General features: G+C 61.8%; 16 protein-coding genes and 1 pseudogene. 12 read left to right on the plus strand and 5 right to left on the minus strand.

Annotation, left to right across the window (positions count from 1 at the left end; genetic code table 11):
* Positions 1–18: 18 nt before the first annotated feature.
* Together E0E00_RS02235 and E0E00_RS14275 are read right to left on the minus strand one after the other, a co-directional pair.
* Positions 19–645 (minus strand): annotated as a pseudogene (locus E0E00_RS02235) (IS30 family transposase); the annotation flags it as partial.
* A gap of 18 nt (positions 646–663) precedes the next feature.
* Complete coding sequence (locus E0E00_RS14275) at positions 664–987, minus strand: helix-turn-helix domain-containing protein (RefSeq protein ID WP_130810979.1); 324 nt, start codon at positions 985–987, stop codon at positions 664–666.
* A gap of 333 nt (positions 988–1,320) precedes the next feature.
* Here E0E00_RS14275 and E0E00_RS02245 point away from each other — a divergent pair, with 333 nt between their 5' ends.
* The 6 genes from E0E00_RS02245 to E0E00_RS02270 all read left to right on the plus strand — a co-directional run bounded on the left by E0E00_RS02245 (position 1,321) and on the right by E0E00_RS02270 (position 11,474).
* Complete coding sequence (locus E0E00_RS02245) at positions 1,321–2,982, plus strand: putative manganese-dependent inorganic diphosphatase (RefSeq protein WP_130810980.1); 1,662 nt, start codon at positions 1,321–1,323, stop codon at positions 2,980–2,982.
* A gap of 257 nt (positions 2,983–3,239) precedes the next feature.
* Positions 3,240–6,986 carry a phosphoribosylformylglycinamidine synthase gene (locus E0E00_RS02250; protein WP_130810981.1) on the plus strand — a complete coding sequence of 1,249 codons (3,747 nt, stop codon included), beginning with the start codon at positions 3,240–3,242 and terminating at the stop codon, positions 6,984–6,986.
* Positions 6,987–7,430: 444 nt separating this feature from the next.
* Positions 7,431–8,441, plus strand: a complete 1,011-nt coding sequence (locus tag E0E00_RS02255; RefSeq protein WP_242622096.1) for a DMT family transporter — start codon at positions 7,431–7,433, stop codon at positions 8,439–8,441.
* A 395-nt stretch (positions 8,442–8,836) separates the two neighbouring features.
* Complete coding sequence (locus tag E0E00_RS02260) at positions 8,837–9,391, plus strand: RNA polymerase sigma factor (RefSeq protein WP_130810982.1); 555 nt, start codon at positions 8,837–8,839, stop codon at positions 9,389–9,391.
* Entirely contained in the window at positions 9,384–10,442 is a 1,059-nt protein-coding gene (locus E0E00_RS02265) for a hypothetical protein (RefSeq protein ID WP_130810983.1), read from the plus strand. Before E0E00_RS02260 ends, E0E00_RS02265 begins: the two co-directional genes overlap by 8 nt.
* Before the next feature lie 672 nt (positions 10,443–11,114).
* Entirely contained in the window at positions 11,115–11,474 is a 360-nt protein-coding gene (locus tag E0E00_RS02270; RefSeq protein WP_130810984.1) for a serpin family protein, read from the plus strand.
* Positions 11,475–11,655: 181 nt separating this feature from the next.
* Here E0E00_RS02270 and E0E00_RS02275 read toward each other — a convergent pair whose 3' ends face one another.
* Complete coding sequence (locus E0E00_RS02275; protein ID WP_130810985.1) at positions 11,656–12,834, minus strand: NADP-dependent malic enzyme; 1,179 nt, start codon at positions 12,832–12,834, stop codon at positions 11,656–11,658.
* A gap of 264 nt (positions 12,835–13,098) precedes the next feature.
* Between E0E00_RS02275 and E0E00_RS14600 the strand changes: the two genes are divergently transcribed.
* The 4 genes from E0E00_RS14600 (at position 13,099) to E0E00_RS02295 (ending at position 15,803) form a co-directional block, all read left to right on the plus strand.
* Positions 13,099–13,482, plus strand: a complete 384-nt coding sequence (locus tag E0E00_RS14600) for a hypothetical protein (protein ID WP_130810986.1) — start codon at positions 13,099–13,101, stop codon at positions 13,480–13,482.
* A 120-nt stretch (positions 13,483–13,602) separates the two neighbouring features.
* Positions 13,603–14,568 (plus strand): 3-hydroxyacyl-CoA dehydrogenase family protein, encoded by a 966-nt coding sequence (locus E0E00_RS02285; RefSeq protein ID WP_130810987.1) that lies wholly within the window; start codon positions 13,603–13,605, stop codon positions 14,566–14,568.
* Positions 14,555–14,857 (plus strand): NADH-ubiquinone oxidoreductase-F iron-sulfur binding region domain-containing protein, encoded by a 303-nt coding sequence (locus E0E00_RS02290; protein ID WP_242622097.1) that lies wholly within the window; start codon positions 14,555–14,557, stop codon positions 14,855–14,857. The genes E0E00_RS02285 and E0E00_RS02290 overlap by 14 nt, the downstream gene beginning before the upstream one ends.
* 10 nt (positions 14,858–14,867) lie before the next feature.
* Complete coding sequence (locus E0E00_RS02295; RefSeq protein WP_130810988.1) at positions 14,868–15,803, plus strand: tRNA (guanosine(46)-N(7))-methyltransferase TrmB; 936 nt, start codon at positions 14,868–14,870, stop codon at positions 15,801–15,803.
* Here E0E00_RS02295 and E0E00_RS02300 read toward each other — a convergent pair.
* Complete coding sequence (locus tag E0E00_RS02300; protein ID WP_130810989.1) at positions 15,793–16,725, minus strand: glycerophosphodiester phosphodiesterase family protein; 933 nt, start codon at positions 16,723–16,725, stop codon at positions 15,793–15,795. The two genes, E0E00_RS02295 and E0E00_RS02300, sit on opposite strands and share 11 nt — an antisense overlap.
* 53 nt (positions 16,726–16,778) lie before the next feature.
* Positions 16,779–18,110, minus strand: coding sequence for an MFS transporter (locus tag E0E00_RS02305; protein WP_130810990.1), 1,332 nt, complete (start codon positions 18,108–18,110; stop codon positions 16,779–16,781).
* Between the two features lie 586 nt (positions 18,111–18,696).
* Between E0E00_RS02305 and E0E00_RS02310 the strand changes: the two genes are divergently transcribed.
* Entirely contained in the window at positions 18,697–20,724 is a 2,028-nt protein-coding gene (locus tag E0E00_RS02310; RefSeq protein WP_130810991.1) for a DUF3825 domain-containing protein, read from the plus strand.
* A gap of 68 nt (positions 20,725–20,792) precedes the next feature.
* Positions 20,793–22,004, plus strand: a complete 1,212-nt coding sequence (locus tag E0E00_RS02315; RefSeq protein WP_130810992.1) for an NADP-dependent isocitrate dehydrogenase — start codon at positions 20,793–20,795, stop codon at positions 22,002–22,004.
* Positions 22,005–22,313 lie beyond the last annotated feature (309 nt).

The raw sequence follows: 22,313 nt of genomic DNA on the forward strand, positions 1-22,313 counted from the left end.
AAGGACCCTCCTCGGCCTGTCGTCGATCAGGTCCACCGCATGCTGGACCTCCTCGTCCGTGACCCTGCCGAAGTCGGTGCCCTTGGGGAAGAGCTCCCGCAGGGGCCCGTTGGCGTCCTCCACCGTCGGCCTCTGCCAGGGATGGTGGGGGTCGCAGGAGCAGGACTGCACACCTCCCAAGGCCTTTGTGACATCCGCGTGCCCTGCGGACCCCTTGCCCCTGTCCGGGGTGAGCGTCTCGAGGGGACGTCCCTGCAGCAGCCCGACCTCGGCCCTGCAGACGCTCCCGCTGTCGTGGTGGCATCCCTTCGCGAGGAGCAGCCTCGACGCCCTGTCGGCGAGCACGGGCAGGCATGCCGGCCCCGGGCCGACGACCGTGCCGCCCTCCCGGTTCCCGGGGCGAGACCTCCCATCGGCCTGCTTGGGCCTCTCCTCCACGGTGCGCGAGGCCCTGACCCTGCCCCTCGTCTCGGGCCCCTTCCTGCGCAGGTGGCGCCGCACCTTGCCTTCGGGGCAGGATCCCGGCAGGCCGGGGGCGCCCGCACGGGCCTCCCGGCAGGCCGTCGGGAGGCCCGCGACGCACCTTCCGCCGTTCTCCAGCCTGGGCCTGCCGCCTGTCTCGTCCGGGGACCAGTGGCCGTCCATGATGAGCGAGCGCACCTTCTACGCGAGCGCGGGGCCCGAGAGCCGCCTCTTCGGCCTGCATCTCCTGCGGCGCCCGTCCGCCCTCCCCTGTGCGGCGCATGCCCCATGGCGGCCGTGGCGGCCGTTCCCCTTGGGCTCGCGGCAGATGGTCGACCTGTCCCTACCGGTCTCTCTCGCGATGTAGCCGATGGACCTTCCCCCTGCATGCAGCGTGGCCATGCGGTCCCTCTCCTGAGGGCCAAGATGCCTGTAGTGGCACATTCCTTCCAGCTTCCGACGTTGGCCTAGACAACCAACATCGTAGCCTTCCGGAGTGTGCCACGCCTTCATTCGGCGGGCCATTGTGTTGCACTTAGAATGCTAATCCACCACCTGTTTTGTCTAGCTGTCTCAGGCAGTCTCACAAGGATACTTCTCAATGCCTACGGTGAGCCCTAGGACGGATGCGGTTCGACGGCAGTCAGCCTCAGCATCGGCACCAATCACCGCACAAGGCGCGGCCCTTCAACGTTTATGCACAATCGGATGCCGTTGCGTGCCCAAAACCAGCGGTTTCACCCATGTGTGCATCTTTTCTGTCACCGGCGGTGGCACAATCAGGTTGGATGGGATACACCAGTACGACCTCGGCCAACCCAGCGGTCGGCATGGTGCACGGAGAACATAGGGGGATACATGCCTGAGACAATCCGCAAGATCAACGTCATCGGCCACCTGCATCCAGATACGGACAGCATCTGTGCCGCCATTTCCTACGCATACCTCAAGAACCAGATCGACGAGCCCATCTACGAGGCCAGGCGCGCGGGCGCCCTCAACCGCGAGACGGCCTTCGTGCTCAAGCACTTTGGGTTCGAGGAGCCGCCGCTCATCACGTCAGTGACCCCGCAGATCAAAGACATCGTGGTGCAGAAGCAGCCCGGCATCGATGCCGAGATGAGCCTCTTCGCCGCCTGGAACATGATGCAGGACACCAAGGTTGATACGCTCTGCGTCACCGATGAGGACAAGCACCTCACCGGCCTTATCGCCGTGAAGGACATCGCCAACGCGAACATGGACATCTTCGATGCCGCCATGCTCTCCGAGGCCCAGACCTCCTACAGGAACATCATCGAGACCCTCAACGGAACGCTTCTGCTGGGAGACCCAGACGGCCGCATGACCCAGGGTCACGTGCGCGTGGGCACCACGCCCGAGATGATGGAGGACACCATCAAGGCAGGCGACATCGTGCTGGTCACCAACCGCTACGAGACGCAGCAGTTTGCCGTCGAGTGCGACGCCGGCTGCCTTGTGATCTGCTGCAGCGCCAACGTGTCCAAGCGCGTCATCTCCTCGGCCGAGCACCATGGCTGCACCATCATCACCACGCCGTACGACACCTTCGCCGCCGCACGCCTCATCGGCATGTCCATGCCTGTGCGTGCCAAGATGCTTCGCAAGGGAATCCTGCAGTTCTCGGTCAACACCACGGTGGATGACGCCCGCAAGGTCATGGCAAAGTCGCGTCACCGCTTCTTCCCCGTCATCGACGAGGACGGTTCCTACTATGGTCTGGTGAGTTCGCCCAACCTCATCAACATCAAGCGCAAGCACGTCATTCTCGTTGACCACTCCGAGCGCTCGCAGGCTGTCGACGGCCTTGACCAGGCCGAGATCATGGAGATTCTCGACCACCACCGCATTGGCACCATCGAGACAAACGCGCCCGTCTACTACCGCGCCGAACCCGTGGGCTGCACCTGCACGATCATCTACAGTGCCTACACCGAGGCCGGCGTGGAGATCCCGCCCAAGATCGCAGGCCTCATGCTCTCGGCCATCCTCTCCGACACGCTGATGTTCCGCTCCCCCACCTGCACTGTAAGGGATCGTCACGCAGCAGAGGAGCTGGCCAAGATCTGCGGCGAGGACATCGAGGCGTACGCCGACTCTATGTTTGAGGCAGGCTCAGACCTCACGGGCCGTACCGCCGAGGAGGTCTTTCACCAGGATTTCAAGGTCTTCAGCCGCGGCAATGCCAAGTTTGGCGTTGGCCAGGGCAGCTATATGACCAAGAACAGCCGCGTGGCCGCCGAGAACCTCGTGCGCCCGTTCATGGCCGAGGCCGCCAAGGCCGAGGAGCTGCCGATGATCTTCTACATGTTCACCGACGTAAAGTCGCAGAGCACCGACCTCATGATCTTTGGCAACGGCGCGGAGGACGTGGTTGCGCAGGCCTTCGACGTCAAGCCCAAGGACGGCATGGCGCTGCTCAAGGGCGTCGTGAGCCGCAAGAAGCAGATCATCCCACCCATCATGGCGACGCTCCAGAAGATCGACGAGGACGCGTAGGGGCTTTCTCACGAGAGCTTCATGCACCCTGGACGAGTGCCCGAGTCGAGCAAATCGGCCGCGAATGTGTATCCAAACGTCACGCATTCGCGGCCGAATCTGTTGCGACCTGGGGCGCGTCACACAATCGGCAACGAATGTGTTGCGGGCGTCGCGGCTTCCTGCGCCACAGCCGGCTCTGCCGTAGAATGGTGGGCGTTCCTCCGCGTCGCGTCCGCGGCGCAATCAGCCCACACCCAGCAGGAAAGGTGGCCTCGATGGTCTCGCGCATCTACGTGGAGAAAAGGGACGGATTCGACGGGGAGGCGCGGGCGCTCAGCCATGAGCTTAGGCACATGCTGGGCATCTCGTCGCTCACCGGCCTGCGCATCATCAACCGCTACGACGTCGAGGGCATCCCGGAGGAGCTCTTCGAGCAATGCATACCGGTGGTCTTCTCCGAGCCGCAGACGGACCGTGCCACGCGCGAGATGCCCGAGGTTGCCGAGGGCGCGCAGGTCTTTGCGGTGGAGTCTCTGCCGGGCCAGTTTGACATGCGCGACGCGTCGGCCGCCGAGTGCATCCAGCTCGTCTCGCAGGGTGAGCGCCCCACGGTGAGAAGCGCCAAGGTATACGTGCTAGAGGGCGCGCTCACCGACGACGACTTCGAGGCGATCAAGCACTACGTGATCAACCCGGTCGAGGCGCGCGAGGCGTCGCTCACCGCACGCGAGACGCTTGCCACCGTCTACCCGGAGCCTGCGGACGTCGAGGTCCTGGACGGTTTTCTCGACCTGGACGAGAAGGGCATCGCAGACTTCGTGAGCGACCGCGACCTTGCCATGGACGTCGCCGACGCCAAGTTCTGCCAGGGCTACTTTGCCCGCGAGGGGCGCGCGCCCACCATCACCGAGATTCGCATGATCGACACCTACTGGTCCGACCACTGCCGCCACACCACCTTTGGCACCGCCCTCACCGATATCCAGTTTGACAACCCCCAGGTGGCGGCAGCGTTCCGCCGCTACATGGACATTCGCCACCGGCTTGGGCGAGACGACAAGCCCGTCTGCCTCATGGACATGGGCACCATTGGCGCCAAGTGGCTGAAGCACACAGGCCAGCTCACCGGCCTTGACGAGTCTGAGGAGATAAACGCCTGCACCGTAAAGGCAAAGGTCGACGTGAACGGCCGCGAAGAGGACTGGCTCTACCTCTTCAAGAACGAGACGCACAACCACCCCACCGAGATCGAGCCCTTTGGTGGTGCAGCGACCTGCATTGGCGGCGCCATCCGCGACCCGCTCTCCGGGCGCAGCTATGTGTACCAGGCCATGCGCGTGACCGGCGCGGCAGATCCCACCGCACCGGTCTCAAGCACGCTTCCCGGCAAGCTCCCGCAGCGCAAGATCTGCCGCACGGCGGCGGCGGGCTACTCCTCCTATGGCAACCAGATTGGTCTTGCCACCGGACAGGTCTCCGAGCTCTACCACCCCGGCTACATGGCCAAGCGCATGGAGATAGGCGCCGTGGTGGGTGCCACTCCCGCAAGCCACGTGCGTCGTGAGTGCCCCGCGCCAGGCGACAAGATCGTGCTTCTCGGCGGTCGTACCGGCCGCGACGGTATCGGTGGCGCCACGGGCAGCTCCAAGGCGCACAACGTAGAGTCCCTCGAGAAGGACGGCGCCGAGGTCCAGAAGGGCAACGCCCCCACCGAGCGCAAGCTGCAGCGCCTCTTCCGCCGTGGTGACGCATGCCGCCTCATCAAGCGCTGCAACGACTTTGGCGCCGGCGGCGTATCGGTTGCCATTGGCGAGCTGGCCGACGGCCTGCTCATCGACCTCGACCGCGTGCCCAAGAAGTACGACGGGCTTGATGGCACCGAGCTTGCCATCTCCGAGTCGCAGGAGCGCATGGCCGTGGCGCTTGCGCCCGAAGACGTGGACGAGTTCCTGGGCTATGCGCGCGAGGAGAACCTCGAGGCCACGATTGTCGCCGAGGTCACCGAGGAGCCCCGTCTGCGCATGGCGTGGCGCGGAAAGACCATCGTGGACGTGAGCCGCGAGTTCCTCTCGTCGAACGGTGCGCCCAAGTCCACCTCGGTGCGCGTGTGCGAATCCCACGAATACCGCCACGAATGGAGCGGCGACACCTTTGCCCAGAAGATGGCCTCTCTCGTGAGCGACCTCAACGTGGCGTCCAACAAGGGCCTGGCAGAGAGGTTCGACTCCACCATCGGAGCCGCCACCGTGCTCATGCCGTTTGGCGGAACAACCCAGCTCACGCCCGCGCTTGGCATGGCGGCCAAGCTGCCCGTGGACGGCGAGACCACCACGTGCTCGGGCATGGCGTGGGGCTACAACCCCTACCTCATGAGCGAGGACGAGTACACTGGTGCCTACCTGGCGGTTGTCGAGTCCGTCTCAAAGCTCGTGGCCATGGGCTTCGAGCACAAGGACTTCTACCTCACGTTCCAGGAGTACTTCGAGAGGCTCCGCGACGACCCCAAGCGCTGGGGCAGGCCCACGGCTGCGCTTCTCGGCGCGCTCGTGGCCCAGCTTGACCTGGGCATTGGCTCCATTGGCGGCAAGGACTCGATGTCCGGCTCGTTCGAGGACCTCGACGTGCCGCCCACGCTGGTCTCGTTTGCGACCGGCCTGGGCACGGTGGACCGCGTGACCTCGCCGGAGTTCAAGCACGCAGGCGACCAGGTGATTGTTGTGGTGCCGGAGTACGCCGACGACGGCATCACGCCCACGGCGGAGTCTCTTCTCGCCGCGTTTGACTACGTCGAGAAGCTCATTGGCTCCGGGGCCGCGCGCGCGGTGAGCACGCCGGGCTATGGCTGCATGGCCGAGGCCATGTTCAAGATGTGCGTAGGCAACTTCATCGGCCTGCGCGTACGCGAAGAGTTCACGGCGGACGCCTTGCTCAATCCCGCGTACGGCAGCTTTGTGATTGAGCTTGTGCAGGGTGCCAACCTGCCGGACGCCCCGGCGGGCGTTACCGTGGCGTCGTTTGGCGAGACGCTTGCGGAGTACGCGCTCTATGCCTGCAGCGAGCGCATGTCCATCCTGAACGACCTGCAGAAGCCCTGGGAAAGCGCGCTTTCTAGCGTCTATCCGTACCTCGGCAAGGCCGAGGGCCCAGCATGTACGCCCCTCTCGTTTGACGCCGAGAAAGCAGGCGTTACGCCTACGCGCCACACGGCCGGCGCAAGCTTCGCCAAGCCGCGCGTGGTAATTCCGGTCTTTCCCGGCACCAACTGCGAGTACGATTCTGCACGCGCGTTCGAGCGCGTGGGCGGCATAGCCAAGACGGTCATTGTGAACAACCTCACGCCGCAGGCGGTCTCCGAGAGCGTGGATGCCATGGTGCGCGCAATCCGCGAGAGCCAGATCGTCTTTCTCCCCGGAGGATTCTCCGGCGGCGACGAGCCGGACGGCTCGGCCAAGTTCATCGTGGCCTTCTTCCGCAACCCCACTGTCACCGAGGCGGTGCGCGACCTGCTCCAGGCGCGTGATGGCCTCATGCTGGGCGTTTGCAACGGCTTCCAGGCCCTCATCAAGCTGGGGCTGGTTCCCTATGGCGACATCGTCGACGCGCGAGAGGACTCCCCCACGCTTACGTTCAACCCCATTGGGCGCCACCAGAGCCGCCTCGTGCGCACACGCGTGGCGTCGACCATCTCGCCGTGGCTCTCCAAGTGCAAGGTTGGTGACGTGCACAACATTGCGATCAGCCACGGAGAGGGACGCTTTGTCTGCGCCGCAGGCGAGTTCGAGCGCCTTGGGGGCGCAGGGCAGATTGCCACGCAGTACGTCAACGCCGACCGTCTGCCGTCCATGAACCTGCGCTCCAACCCAAACGGGTCCTTCATGGCCGTCGAGGGCATCACCTCGCCCGACGGACGCGTGCTAGGCAAGATGGGTCACACCGAGCGGAGCGGCGTCGGCCTCTATAAGAACGTGCCCGGCAACGCGTACCAGCCGCTATTCGAGGGAGGAATCAGCTACTTCGCATAAGTGCAGCCGGGGAGGGGTATGCCCTTGTCCCCCGGCATCGAAGAACATCAGACCCACGACCTCTGGGGACAAGGGCAGAGCCCTTCCCGGGGGTCGCTTTCTTGCCTGCTGGTGGTGCGCAAAAAACGGGCTATCGATGGGAAATTCCGAAGCTCGTGCACAAAAACAGCCTATCGCGGGGACCTTCCGTGATCTTTTATCAACTATTGAACTATCATATGCGTATTTATGTAAATTTTCCATAAACTATACGAGTAATTGCATATGTAATTGCATTTTTGATATTAGCTTGTCTATAGGCCCCGCGATAGAGCTTTTTTGTGCACGGAGGTCTCGAAAACCCCGCGCTAGAGCCTTTTTATGCAGCGGCAGCCGGGCCAGGGCGGGGTGGTTGTAAGGCCCGGCAACCGCGTATACTAAATCGCCGGAAACGAGAGGGGACGCATGACACAGGGGGCGGACGCAGAGTTCCATATGAACGCGCAAAAGGAGCGCTTCCTCACAAGCACGTGGGGCGCTCTTCTCGTTGCAGCGCTTTGCTGCCTCCTCTGGGGATCAGCCTTCCCCTGCATCAAGGTTGGCTACGCACTCTTTGGCATTGCCAGCACCGACACGGCATCGCAAATGCTCTTTGCTGGCACAAGGTTCGTCATTGCCGGCTTCATGGTCACCCTCTTCGTGAGCATCGCTTGGCGAAAGTCTCTTGTACCCCGACACACCGATATTGGCCCCATTGCCCTTTTGGCGCTCTTCCAGACCTTTGGGCAGTACGCCTTCTTCTACCTGGGACTTGCTCATGCCGCGGGAACCACGAGTTCGGTCATCGAGGCAAGCGCCAACTTCTTTGCCATTCTGCTCTCAGCGCTGGCGTTCCGGCAAGAGCGACTCACCGGCAGGAAGGTCGCGGGCTGCTTGCTGGGGTTTTCTGGCGTGGTCCTCATCAACCTCGGAGGCAGCCTGGGGAGCCTCTCGCTTTCCTTCTCGCCGATGGGCGAGGGGATGATTCTTCTGAGCACGCTGTGCTCGGCCACGTCCTCCTGCCTCATCCAGAGGCTCTCCGCGCGTCATGACCCGGTGCTTCTCAGCGGGTGGCAGTTTGTGGTGGGCGGACTCGGACTCATGGCGATGGGCGTGGCTGGCGGTGGGGCTCTCTCGCCCGTCGGGCCGAGCGCCATTGCGCTTCTCGCGTACATGGGCTTCATCTCGGCGGCGGCGTACAGTGTGTGGTCGCTCTTACTCTCCGTGAACTCGGTCTCGCGCATCTCGGTCTACGGCTTTATGAACCCCGTGTTTGGCTTCGTGCTTTCTGCGGTACTTCTCGGTGAGTACCAGCAGGTTGACCCCGTGCGGTCCGTCTGCGCGCTAGCGCTGGTGAGCGCAGGTATTGTGGTGGTCAACCACGTGAGCGCGAAGCCTGGTAGCACGGTGGGCGCCTCCGGAAGCGAACTGCGCTAGCAGACGGTCCCGAATTAGGTACGGATGCGAGGTATTGTGTAAGTAGGTGACCGCACCGGGGGCTATTGACCATCGTTGGGCAACATTCGTGAAGGCCTACAGAAATCGCCAACAGGGAAAATGCCATCCGGCTGGTACTGCACCCACCGCCTAGGACTCAAAGCGCTCCTCCACACAGGAAAATAACCTACATATCTTGGCTTCCGTACGCAATTTGAGCTATCCGTCTTGCACGGGAAGTCTGCAGCCTTCATAGACGCAGGGCTGTCACTCCGAAACAAATACCACCGCACTACTCTCACGCGCATTGCACAATTTTTTCTGTTCAGCGGGAACATTCGACCCCGCTAGCGCATGCAAATGGTAACAGTCACAAGATGAAGCGGAGGACATACATGCGGGACAGCGAACACCATGCGCCCTGCAGTGGGAGAGAAAGCTTCATCCGTCGTGCAATGGACCTCCATGGAGACGCCGTCTACCTTGTTGCCCTAAGCCAGACTCGCTCTCAGATTGATGCCCAAGATGTCTCTCAAGACGTATTCCTGCGCCTTCTTACGAGCAAAACGGAGTTTGCTGATGAAGAACACCTCCACGCCTGGCTATTGCGAGTAACCATTAATCGATGCCACGAGCTGTATAGATCCCCTTGGCACAAGCGCATTGCCCCGTCCGACGAGATGATTGCCGCGATCCCTTCTACAGATCTCGATCCTGCGGAAGCGGCGGTAAGCGCTCTTGAGCAAAATCCCGTCTGGGCGGCGCTCAAGGCACTGCCCGAGAAGCTGCGTGTGGTCGCCCTTCTTCACTATGTTGAGGAATACCCAACCGAAACAATCGCCGCGATAGTGGGCTGTCCACCAGCCACCGTACGTACAAGACTCCATAGAGCAAGGTTACAGATGAAGAGATATCTCGAATCTATGGGAATGGAGGGCAATAATGAGTGACAAGCTGCTGGAGAGGGAACTCAAAGCACTAGCCAAGGAGGTACGGCTTCCCAATAAGGTACGAGAAAGGGTTGAATGCAAGGCTCGCCAAATGGGCGGCGACGCAATCGTTTGGACTAGAACAGGATGCTCCGTCATAAGACGGCATCTCCTGTGGGGAGGCGCTGTGTCAGTAGGTGTCGCCGCTTCTCTATTGGGTTTGGCGATTCTCGGCAGAAATCAGCAGAACGACCAGGATTCGATTACAGAGAGTCCAAGTAATCCCTTTGTGCTGCGTGCATACGCCGAAGGCATGCCCCAAGAGGACGGGAGCGTGCTTACCACGAGATTCATTAGCACACTTGGCTCCTCAGGCACCACGGATGCCGGAATGTGGTATGCTTCGAGAGATATCGATCTTACCTGCATGGGGGATGGAATCGAATCAATTGAATACTCGCTCTCTGGGCCAAACACAAGTCTTGCGGCTGGTCAAAATGCGACAGGGCAAGCTATCGTAAGGTTCGATGCACTGTATAACGGGGAAACGGGCGAGAACGAGCCTCTTCCAGAGGACAACGGTACCGCCACGGGCTACGTAGTGGCTTACGATGTGCAGGACGAAGACGAGCGCGCATTTAACAGAACTCTGTATACAGAGTTTCCAACAGACGACGCTCTCGACGCGGCAAAGGCGCTTTCCCAGCAACTATCCGAGAAGGGCCTTTCTGGAACCCCAACCTGGGAAGAGGCCGTCCAACAAGCCGAGGCCGGCATCGCGTTGCATAGGCTCCTCGAAAGGCGCAGTGCGGATCTGTTGGCGTCAACCACTCTCACCATGACAGCGCATCTCCGAGAGGGCGGCGTGCAGAGTCACTCGTATTCAATTTCGCTACGCGAGGGTTTTGACAACATTTTGGATGAATGGCTGGATTCTCAGGTCGAGCCAACGGCAACCATCAGTTGCTACCGTGATGACCCAGATCATGCAGGCGACTATGCCGCTGCACAAGAGCGCATTCAATACATCTGCAGCCAGCCACCCGACCTGTTCGTTCTGACTGAGCTCTAGCAGAAATAAGCCCGCCCACTGTGTTGTAGCTTCGCTCCGCACGGTTACTTCAGCACTGTCCCGTGTTCACAGACATCACCGCACTGGCGAACAGTCCTGATTTACGTTCAAAAGTAAGGTTGTGTGTAAGTCCAGAGCCGCGGGGGGCATGGGTAGCCCTCGCTAGCGCACGCCCCTTCCACCCGACGTTATCTCCAACAGGGAAAACGCTAGCGAGGGCGTCCGCATGTACTCGCCGAACTCCGCACCGGGGCATCCGACACAGTCTCATACGGCTTGTGCTAGTAAAAATAATCCACATATGTTGACTTCCGAACGTAATTTTGGCCACTCAGCTCGCGCGAAGCCTTCCTCTTGTCGGTTCACAGCAATTCCTGAAGATTCCACAGTGAATAATTGCGTTACGCTACATGCAGGGAGTACCCATGGAACGCCCCGTTGGACGCCAAACCGCTCTTTCCCTCCTCGATTTGCCCGCAGTGCAACGCTTCACGCGAGCAAGAACCCATCGCTAACGCCCTTGCAGACCAATGGCAACGCACGCGCTGTTTGACTTCACTGTTCGTCTTCTTCAAGTCGCCTATCTCACAAACCGGCAGGCAAAACGCGCTTGCCTCTCCTCTCTCGGTACCCCTTGCCCTGGCCTTGACAGCAGCCGGAGCCGTAGGAGATATGCTCTCCCAGCTAGAGACCACATCGCCGCAGATGCACAGCTCAACGACCAGCTGTCAGGCATGGGCACGCAATGCCTTAGACACCATGCTCACCGTCTTCTCGCACATGGCTACCCTCAAGGACGGTAACCTTGCCATAAGCACCATGCTTCAAAAGACCTTCATCGACGTAAACGAGACCGGAACAAGGGCGGCAGCGGTCACCGTAATAAACATGGTTGGCTCAACGGCAACGCCGGATGAGCCCGAGGTCCGGGAGGTCATCCTAGACCGGCCCTTCGTCTACTTCATCCTTGACAACATGACACCAACGCCACTCTTTGCAGGCACCATAACGGACATGGAGCAATCACCATGAGTCTCGCCGACACAGCTCGCACATTATTCGTTGGAAAAATGTGCGAGTCTCCCACATTTTCCTAGGGAATCATCCGTAGCCGTAGCAATCGAAGGATTGAGTAACGCAGTCCTTCAGTTGTCGCGAAAAAAGAGGGCGGACCAAAGGCCCGCCCTCTTAAGCCCATTCGAATGCTCGAACGCTAGATCCTCGCAACCCCGCTCTTGCGTGCGGCGTCGGCCACAGCCGCAGCCACGGCGGGCGCGACGCGCTTGTCGAAGGCACCGGGGATGATGCAGTCCGCCGCGCGGTGCTCGTCGTCCACCAGGCCGGCGATGGCGTAGGCAGCAGCCTCCATCATGTCGTCGTTGATGTCGCTCGCGCGCACGTCAAGCGCACCGCGGAAGATGCCGGGGAACGCCAGCACGTTGTTGATCTGGTTGGGGAAGTCCGAGCGGCCGGTCGCCGCCACGGCGGCACCAGCGGCGAGCGCCTCGTCGGGCATGATCTCGGGCACGGGGTTCGCGCAGGCAAAGACGATGGGGTCCTTCGCCATGGTGCGCACCATGTCCTGGGTGAGCGCGCCGGGGGCGGAGACGCCCACGAAGACGTCGGTGCCCTTGACTGCGTCGGCAAGGCTTCCGTGCACGCCCTCTCGGTTGGTCCAGGTGGCGACCTCCTCCTTCACGGAGTTCAGCCCCTCGCGGCCCTCGTAGATGGCACCACGACGGTCGCAGATGATCACGTCGCGCACGCCCATGCGCTTCATGAGGCGTGCGATGGAGATGCCCGCGGCACCGGCGCCCGAGAAGACCACCTTGACATCGGCAAGCTCGCGCCCGGTGAGACGGCACGCGTTGATGAGCGCGGCGCAGGTCACGACGGCGGTACCGTGCTGATCGTCGTGGAAGACGGGGATGTCGCAGGTCTCCTTGAGGCGACGCTCGATCTCGAAGCAGCGCGGTGCGGAGATGTCCTCGAGGTTCACGCCGCCAAAGCTGCCGGCGAGCAGCTGCACGGTGCGGACGATCTCGTCCACATCGTTGGAGCGGATGCACAGGGGGAAGGCGTCCACGTCGGCGAAGGTCTTGAAGAGGGCACACTTGCCCTCCATGACCGGCATGCCTGCCTCGGGGCCAATGTTGCCAAGGCCGAGAACCGCGGAGCCATCTGTCACCACGGCGACGAGGTTCCAGCGACGGGTGTACTCGTACGACAGGCTCGGGTCCTTCTGGATCTCAAGGCAGGGGACGGCGACACCCGGCGTATACGCCACGGCAAGCTCCTCCGGCGTGCCAATCTTTGCCCTGCTCACGACCTCGATCTTGCCATGCCATTCCCTGTGCGCGTCGAGCGCGCGCTGCTTTGCATCATCAGCCATCTTGGCTCCTTCGACATTCGAGGACATTCACACGACAGTTCCATCTTAAGCCATCGAACGATTCCCCAAGCACAATGAGAACTCGTAGGGCTTATTCATCCGTCTGCCGATTTCACATCACTTGTCCGAAGTGATGTGAGACTAATCACCATATACCGTACTTATCAAGATGAAGGAGTCGGGCTGAGCGGATGAGTTGGCAACAACAAGTGGGGCGATGACGATGAAGCACGCTGCAAAAGATTAGTTCGTTTTATTGCCCCTATGCTTATCGTCATCACCCTGTTTACCGTGTCTGCTCCTCCGCAGTTTTTTGGCTACCCGGATTTTAGTAAGGTTAATCGCGTGCTGATTATTGGTAGTGATGGCGGCTCGGAAGAACTCTCCGAAGACGACTCGGAAGCAGTAGTCGGCATGCTTAGCAATCTTGATGTAAATGGACCGCCGCTTGCCACAATATTCAATATTCCTGAGGATGGTTGGTACACTGATATGTTTGAGATATGCTACCAGAATGGGACTAGTTCACGTATTTATATTAGGTCAAATTATATAAGAATAGGTGACGTCTCTTGGTTTGCCGACGAGGAAAACCTATATCAACTGACTGAATTATTCTTCTCTCTATATAAGACATACGTCATGTAATCCTTCCTTGTTCCTAGTCGAGCATTTGCGCATATAGGCACCATATCGGTATCGAAAAAACAAAATCGGGCACGTTACCTGGCCTATACTTCTTGGCAGGCACGCATCGGAAGGATTGGCATGAAGGCAAACGATATCAAGGTAGCCGCATCTATCTGCGCGGGGGTCATCGGTTACAGCTATGCGCTCAAGTTCGCAATGGCGGGCCTTGAGGTCTGGGCTCAAAACCGCACGCCGGAGTCCAGCTCGCTTGCGCGACAGCGCGTACAGGCGAGCTTGGACTCCCTCGTCAGGAACAGCGTCTACACGGAGGGACAGGCGCAGGAAATCGCGTCCCGCATCCACTACACCAATTCCGTCGCCGAGGCCGTGAAGAACGCGCAGTTCATTCAGGAGAGCTCTGCGGAGCACTATGAGGTCAAGTGGGAGATCGTTGAGCAGATCGAGGCCGCAGCCGCCCCCGACGCAATCGTCGCAAGCTCCACCTCTGGTCTTCTCGTGACCGAGATTGCAAAGAACGCCAAGCACCCCGAGCGCTTCTGCGGCGGGCACCCCTACAATCCGCCCCACCTCATCCCCCTCGTCGAGATTACACGCAGCGAGAAGACCACGGAGGAGACCGTCGCGTGCGCAAAGGACTTCTACCAGCGCATCGGCATGGAGCCTGTTGTGCTCAAGAAGGAAACCCTAGGTTTCATCTGCAACCGACTTCAGATGGCGCTCTACCGCGAGGTGGCAGACCTCGTGATGAGCGGCGTGTGTTCGGTAGAGGACGCGGACAAGGCAGTGACCTTTGGACCTGGAATCCGCTGGGGCATCATGGGACCGTCCCTCGTGTTCGAGCTTGGCGGCGGCAAGGGAGGCGTCGCCGGCCTCATGAACCACCTGCACGACTCCACGACGCTCTGGCTCAAGGACATGGCAGACTGGAAAGAGTTCCCCGCCGAGTGGTCTGACATCGCACAAAGGGGCGTGGACGAGGAACTCTCTCACCGTACCCCCGAGACAGGCAACACTCCGGAGACCCTTGCCGAATACCGTGACCGTATGCTCATTGAGGAGCTCAAGCTCCATGGCAAGCTCTAAGGAGCGCCCGCGCATGACACAGAGCATCCTCATCAAGGACACCACGAGAGAAGAGCGCGAGGAGATCGTGCGCCGCGGGCTCAGCTTCTGCGGCGACGGCTCGTGCGAGCAGTGCAGCGGCTGCTCGATGGGCGTTGGCTCTATCGACGCCATGTACAAGCCCTACATCGACGGCAAGCTCGAGCTGGCGGAGGTCAACATGCTGCATGCCGCCACCACGTTCACGCTGGGCGGCGGGCGAAGCGCAAACGCCGCGTCCGCGTCCAGCGCCGAGACGAGCACAGAATAGCCGAGGTCCCATGCACGCACGAACTCCCAAGCACTTCGTCCTCGAGGAGCGTCTCGAGCGCTACGCGGACTTCATCGAGCCTGCGCCGCAGGACTACGCTGGCCGTTGGGCCGAGGCATGCTTTCCCGTTGGCAGCACAGCCCTCGAAAAAGGCGCAGCGCAGCCGAGGCGCTTCCGCGAGGTCCGTCTCGACCTTGGCTGCGGCAAGGGTGCCTTCACGGTGGAGTCCGCCCGCTGCGAGCCGGACGTGCTCTTCCTCGGTATGGACGGCGAGCCGCTCTGTATGGCCTACGCCGGCGGCATCGCCGCGAAGAGCGGCCTTGAGAACGTGGTCTTTCTCGCCTGGGACGGCCACCGCGTGACCGAGGCCTTCGCCCCTGGCGAGCTCTCGCGCATCTACCTCAACTTCCCCACTCCGTTTCCGCGCAAACGCCAGGCGCGCCTGCGCCTCACCGACGCCACATACCTTATGGACTACCGCCGCATCCTCGCGCCAAGTGGCGCACTTCGCCTCAAGACCGACAGCCGACCCCTCTACCTCTTCACGCTCGAGGAGCTTGCCGCTGCCGGGTACGAGGTACTCTGGACCAGTGAGGACGCACGGGCAGACTTCCCCAACGAACCCACGAGCGGCTACGAGGAGCGCCTTGCGGCCAACGGTGCAAAGGTCTTTGCCCTGGAAGCCGCGCCCGGACCGGAACCCCCGCACTTCTCGCCCACGCCACAGCGCGGCCTGGTGGAGTACCTCCCCCAGGACCTCGAGAAGCTCGACTACGTCCCGCTGGGCATGGAGGCCACGGTGTGGAACATGCGCAACCGCGAGGCCAAGCTCTGGGCAAAGGGTCACAGGGACGAGAAGCGCGCCAACAATAGCGAGAAGTGCGCCGCCCTGCATGAGCAAGGCGGCGACCCAGTTGGCAGTCTTTCTCGCGAGCTTACGCCGTAGCGCCCTTCCAATGCGCGTTCACGCAGGACTGCGGAGCAGGCAGGAAACCTTCGAAGATCACCGGCGCACCCTCGGCCTCGGAGGCGAGCATGTCTCGCTCGCTTCGTAGGGTCCACGTGATCAGCTTGCCGCCGAGAAGCCCGCACACCAGGCGCACCACAGGCTGCTTGCGGTCATCAAACTTGTACGCAATGAAGTCCGGCTTGGCGGCCACGTTGCCGAGAAGGGCAGTTGCCCCCACGCGCAGCGGCAGCGGCAGTGCCTTGGCGCTTGCACCGGCATCGCTGGCGAGGAAGTCCATCGAGAGCTGGCCGCGAATGACCTCGGGACGGTTGCGGCGCAGCCACACCAGCACCGCCGGGTCGAAGCTCTCGATGCAGTAGCGCACGTCGAAAGTGTCCAGGCACTCCATGACGCGGCTGGTGAGAAGGTCAGCGTTCTCGCAGTAGGTCTTGATCTCGATGATGAGCGGCGCGGGCATGGTTCCCCTGCCATCCCACTCGAAGATCCTCAGGACCTCACCAAGCGTGGGGATGCCCTGGTCGGTTCCGTTGAGACGGTACTCCTCGAGCTGCGGGCGCATGAGTTCCTCGACGATGCCCTCCCTGCCCGTCATGCGCTTGAGGTCTGAGTCGTGGATCACAACCAGACGGTCGTCCGCCGTGAGATGCACGTCAAGTTCAACGCCAAAGCCGTACTCGCGGGCGCGCCTAAAGGCAGCAAGCGAGTTCTCTGGGGCGCCTAGGGAATCGTCGTGCAGACCGCGATGCGCATAGCGGTAGCGGGCAAACTCGTCCCAGCGCTCGTCCACCGTCTTGTTACCCGTGCGAGGCGCCATGCCGCACACGGCAGCCGCCCCCAGGCCCACGGCCATGCCGGCGGCGAAAAGCACCGGGTGCTTGCGAATCATGCAGCGTACCATCGACAATCCTCCTCAAAACCAGTGGAACCAAACGCGATGCCCCTAGGATATCGCTAGTCCGTATCAAATGCCTCGAGTCCGCGCTTCTCGACCAGCTTAGAATCGCCGTGATGCACAAAGAGCATGGTCACGAAGCTCGCGGCGACAAACACCGTGGCATAGATGAAGAGCAAGCGATAGCTCACGTGGTGCATGAGCCAGCCCGCAGCGATGGGCGTCACCGTCTGCGCAGCCATCGAGAACGTGTAGTAGAGACCGGTGAACTTGCCGGTGTCGGAGCCCTTGCACATCTCGACCACCATGGGCAGCGAGTTCACGTTGATACCCGCCCAGCCCATGCCCAGGACCACCATCACCACGTAGAGCGCAGGCGAGAAGCCCATGCCCGCAAAGGTCCAGGCAGCGCAGAAGGCAAAGCCCCCGCCGAGAAGCACGATGCCACCCAGGATGGTGCGCTTGCGGCCCACGCGGCTGGCAATGGCTCCCACGGGAATGTACGAGACGATGGCGCCCACGTTTGCCACAATGAGGCAGCGCGACGCCTCACCCAGTGCCATACCCCACTCTGCCTGCGCATATGTCGTGAACCAGGTCTCCATGGCGTTGTAGCCAATAAACCAAAGGGCAATGGAGGCGAGAAGGAAGCCCAGCGAGCGCTTGACCGGTGCGGGAAGCACCTCCTTACCCGTCGCGGTATCCTTCTCGACGAGGTTCTCCTCGGGATGCCTGGCCTCGTAGGCCGCGACCTCAGCCTCGAGCTTGGGCTCCTTCACGGTGAGGAACACGATTGCCACCGAGACCACCATGATGGCCGCCACAATCGCAAAGAGCGGCAGGTAGTCCACGTGGTCGAGTCCGGCGGTGCGACCCTTGTTGTAGAGGACAGAGGCAATCCCCAGGTAGATGATGCCACCGACGGCACCCATGAGGTTGATGATCGCGTTTGCGGGAGAGCGCAGCGGCTTGGGCGTGCAGTCTGGCATGAGCGCAACGGCCGGGCTTCGGTACGTACCCATGGAAACCAGCACAAAGAGCAGCATGCCGATGAAGGCGGCAAGAAGGGCTCCCGAGCCGTCCGCGTAGTATGCGTTGTCGATGACGGGCAGGAAGACCATGCCCACCACGGCGAGCGCGGTGCCCACAAGGATGAAGGGCATGCGACGGCCAAGACGGCTGTGGCAGCGGTCCGAGAGCGAACCAAAGAACGGCAGGAGGAAGAGTGCAAGGACGTTGTCGGCGGCCATGATCATGCCCGAGAAGGTCTCGTCCAAGCGGAACGTGTTCGTGAGCATGAGAGGGATGACGTTGTTGTACATCTGCCAGAACGCACAGATGGAGAAGAACGCGAAGCCGATAAGAACGGTCCTGCGGACGTTGAGTTTCACGAGGTTTCTCCTTGCGCCGGAGCTGCCATGCATCTTTGATGCTAGTCGGGTGCGCACGCAGGGGGCACCGTCGGCCGTCGGCGGTCTGGCGGGTGGTGCCGCCAGCTTCAGGGAGCGGGGCTCCTGAACTCGTAAATCCCGGACGGTTACGATGGCCTAACCGACGAATTTCCACGAGACGCCCGCGATACCGGAAGTTGCGAACGTTTACGCATGGCTAACCGGAGAAATTTCACGAGTCGGCCCTCGAGGTCCAGCCAAAAAGGCGGACACGAAACTCGTGCGGGGCTCCCCGGGCCATCCCAATTCGCAAAATGACGGTTGGTGGCAGTTTTGGGAAGATCTTTGATATGAGATATCGAGAGTAGCACATCGCTGACCTGGGGTTCATCAAGGCTCAAACCTCTTGATACTCGGGATATCTCCGAAAAACTGCCACCAACCGTAAAAACGTGCCATCCGGAGGCCCGACTCCCCATCTCCATCCGCGCCGAAATCCCTGTGCGCCAACACTTGCGGGTGCTACTGTAGAAACTTACAAACTCAGCCCCCACTGCGGGCGGCTCTTAAAGAAAGGCCGCAAACGATGCCCAGAATTACACCAGGAAACAGGCTTTACCTGTACAGGCTTCTCTCATCCACCCTCGGGACCAACCGTCAGACGCTGCTCTCGCGCGTCGAGGAGGTGCTCCAGGAGGACGGCATTGCGCCGCAGGACGTTGGACAGAACGACATTCAATCTCTTATGGAGGCGCTCCCCGAGTTCGTGCGACTCACCGTGTTCAAGAAGGGACGCGTCTACGCCACGATCGTGCCCAACGAGGAGTACGACGGCTACCTCGACCGCTCGGGACAGGCTGGTTCCGGCAGTGGCACCGAGAAGGGCGGCAAGGGCAAGCCATGGAAGCGGCGCAAGGGCTCGCATGACCCCAAGCCGACAAAGCCGCGCCACGTGGAGCAGCCCGCAGCGGTGCCGGAATCTGCACAGGAGCCCGAGCCAGAAGTCACACCAGAGCCCGCGCCCGAGGCGCAAACCACACCGGCCACCGAGACACCCGAGGAGACAAACAAGCCGCAGGTAGAACCTGAGACACCCGGGGATACAGCGCCCGAGACGCCAGCTGGCCCTGGCATCAACCTCACCATCACCTACGACCCCTATGAAGACATGGAGGCGGATCTCGCGGCAGCGACTCAGCCGCAGCCCGAGACGCCAGCTCCTGTCGCAGCGCCCATGCATGCTCCGGCGCCCGCACCCGTCTCCGCGCCAGCGCCAAGCGCGCAGCCGCTCCCCCATCAGAACCTCCCCGAGCGCTTCTCGGCAGAGGTCCACTGCAAGGACGAGCTTCTCCGCATGCTCTACCAGAAGCTTCCCATCGATGCCGATGTCACGCGCACGCTCGACGAGGACTGGCGCGTGGCCCGCTCGACGGGCACCCTCTCGGGCACGAGAAGTCGCATCACCTTCCCGCTCCGCTACCTCCATGAGGACGGCTCCGGTCCGGTCGAGGTCACAATCCGCCGCACGTCGCGACCCTCGTCCGGCAAGCAGTGGAGCCTCTCGCTGGTTGACGGTGACGATGGGACCAGCGCGGTTCATGAGCAGGTTGGCCTCGAGGGCCTGCCTGCGGCAGACGAGGGCGCGTGGAGCGACCTCGCAAGCACGTCACAGCGGGCGGCAGGTGCGTCTGCCGTGAGTCCGCTTCGCGAGTTTGCGCAGTTCGCGCTCATCGGCTCCTGGGAGCGCACGCTGGGGACGCTTTCCACCATGGCGGCGCCGGAGCGCTGGAACTTCCCTGGCGAGGGCGTGGGAGGTCCCTCTCGCTACGGCATCCTGCGCGAGTACCTCACCGTGACCTTCCATCGTGCCGTTGAGCAGGGGCGCGTTGCCACTGCAGCAGACGGCTCGCTCGCGGCATTCGACACGGGGCTGCTCACGCCCTTTGCCGAGGACATCTATGCGGTCTTCTCGCCCAATGCCGGTGACATCCCCTGGAAGCTCGACGGCTTTGCCACCGCAGGCTCGGGGGAGCCTGGCGCCCGTCTTGTGGCAACGCTATCCGAGCTCCCGCAGCCGACGAGCTACCTGGGGCGCATTGAGGACGTGGCTTGCCAGCGGGGCCACATGCTCGTCCTGGACACCGAGGCGCTTCTCGGCAGGCAGGTCGGACGCCTGCCACGGGCCTTCCTCGAGGAGCAGCTGTCCGGAAGCGATGGGGCCTCACTCCTGCTACGCGACGGTATCGACACCGGAAACGGTCATCTAAGCCGCAGCACCTGCAGGGAGCTGGCGCGCGCAATCAAGACCGATCCTGGCCTTTACCGGCGCATGGGCCAGGCACTTCAGGACGCGGCGTCCCTCTCGCTACACCTCGCACAGGCAAGCTACCGCACGGCAGCCCCCGCATACGACCCTGCCACCGAAACCATGCGTCTCCTTTTGCCGCTGTGCCTGGTAGACGATGGCGTGGCAGACTGTGCCGTGTCGCTCGAACTCATGCCCTCGGGCGCGTACCGAGGGGCTGCGATCCTCTCGCTGCCACGAGCCTATGCTTGCGCGCGCGTCGTAAGCCGCGACCAGCCCGCATGGCTCTCGCCCGAAACCGTTTTGTAGCCTTTGTCGGCTAGACTTGAGCTGTACGGGTGACATTGGGCCGCAACACAACCACGCTGGAGGAATGCATGTCGAAGATCGCAATGAAGACCCCCCTTGTCGAGATGGACGGCGACGAGATGACTCGCATCATCTGGCAGCTCATCAAAGATGAGCTCATCTGCCCCTACGTCGACCTCAGGAACGAGTACTATGACCTGGGCCTCGAGCACAGAGACGAGACAGGCGACCAGGTGACCGCCGACTCCGCCGAGGCAACCAAGCGTCTTGGCGTGGCCGTCAAGTGCGCAACCATCACCCCCAACGCCCAGCGCATGGAGGAGTACCACCTGCACCAGATGTGGAAGAGCCCCAACGGCACCATTCGCTCGATGCTCGACGGGACCATCTTTCGTGCCCCCATCGTGGTCAAGGGCATCGAGCCCGTGGTGAAGTGCTGGAAGCGCCCCATCACCATTGCCCGCCATGGCTACGGTGACGTCTATAAAAACGTCGAGTATCGCGTGCCTGGCGCAGGGAAGGCAGAGCTGGTCTTCACCGACGCCGGAGGCCACGAGGAGCGTCGCCTGATCCACGACTTTGACCAGCCCGGCGTTATCCAGGGCATGCACAACGTGGACTCCTCCATCGAGGGATTTGCGCGCAGCTGCTTTGAATACGCCCTCTCCACCCACCAGGACCTGTGGTTTGCCTCAAAGGACACCATCTCGAAGATTTACGACCACCGCTTCAAGGACATCTTTGCGGACATGTACGAGGCCGAATACCGCAGGCGCTTCGAGGCCGCCGGCATCACGTACTTCTACACCCTCATCGACGACGCTGTGGCACGCATCATGAAGAGCGAAGGCGGCTTTATCTGGGCATGCAAGAACTACGATGGCGACGTGATGAGCGACATGCTGTCCTCGGCGTTTGGGTCTCTCGCCATGATGACCTCGGTGCTCGTCTCGCCCCACGGGCAGTACGAGTACGAGGCCGCTCACGGCACGGTCCAGCGTCACTACTACAAGTACCTGCGCGGGGAGGAGACGTCGACCAACTCGGTTGCCACCATCTTCGCGTGGACCGGGGCGCTTGCCAAGCGCGGCGAGCTCGACGGTACGCCCGAACTTGTGGACTTCGCAAGGCGCCTAGAGCGCGCGACCGTGAAGACCATCGAGGGCGGGCGCATGACCGGTGACCTCGCCCACATCACCACGCTGGAGAACCCCACCACGCTCAACACGCGCGACTTCATCCTTGCTATCCGCGATGAGCTGGAGGTCGGCGGCGAGTAGGACGGGCGTCCTCCAAGGGTCCAGAGTAAGGTTGGGGGCGAGGCCATGGCCTCGCCCCCGCTTTTCACTCGCCAGTCGACCATGAGACAAAGGGACTGTCCCTTTGTCTCACTACCTTACCGTCGCCCAAGGTCTGCGAGTGCCACCGCAATATTGTGCTCCTGATGAAATCAAGAGTTACCTACACCAGTGCCTTGACCTTCGCGAGCAGGGTGCGGACGTCGTCGGTCCTCGTGAGCCCGGTCTCCTTGTCGATGATCGAGCCGTAGACGTGGGGGATGACCCTCCTCACGCCGGCGTCCAGCACGA

Origin of the sequence: Olsenella sp. Marseille-P4559 (assembly GCF_900605015.1) — a bacterium.
In the GTDB taxonomy this organism is placed as follows: domain Bacteria; phylum Actinomycetota; class Coriobacteriia; order Coriobacteriales; family Atopobiaceae; genus Tractidigestivibacter.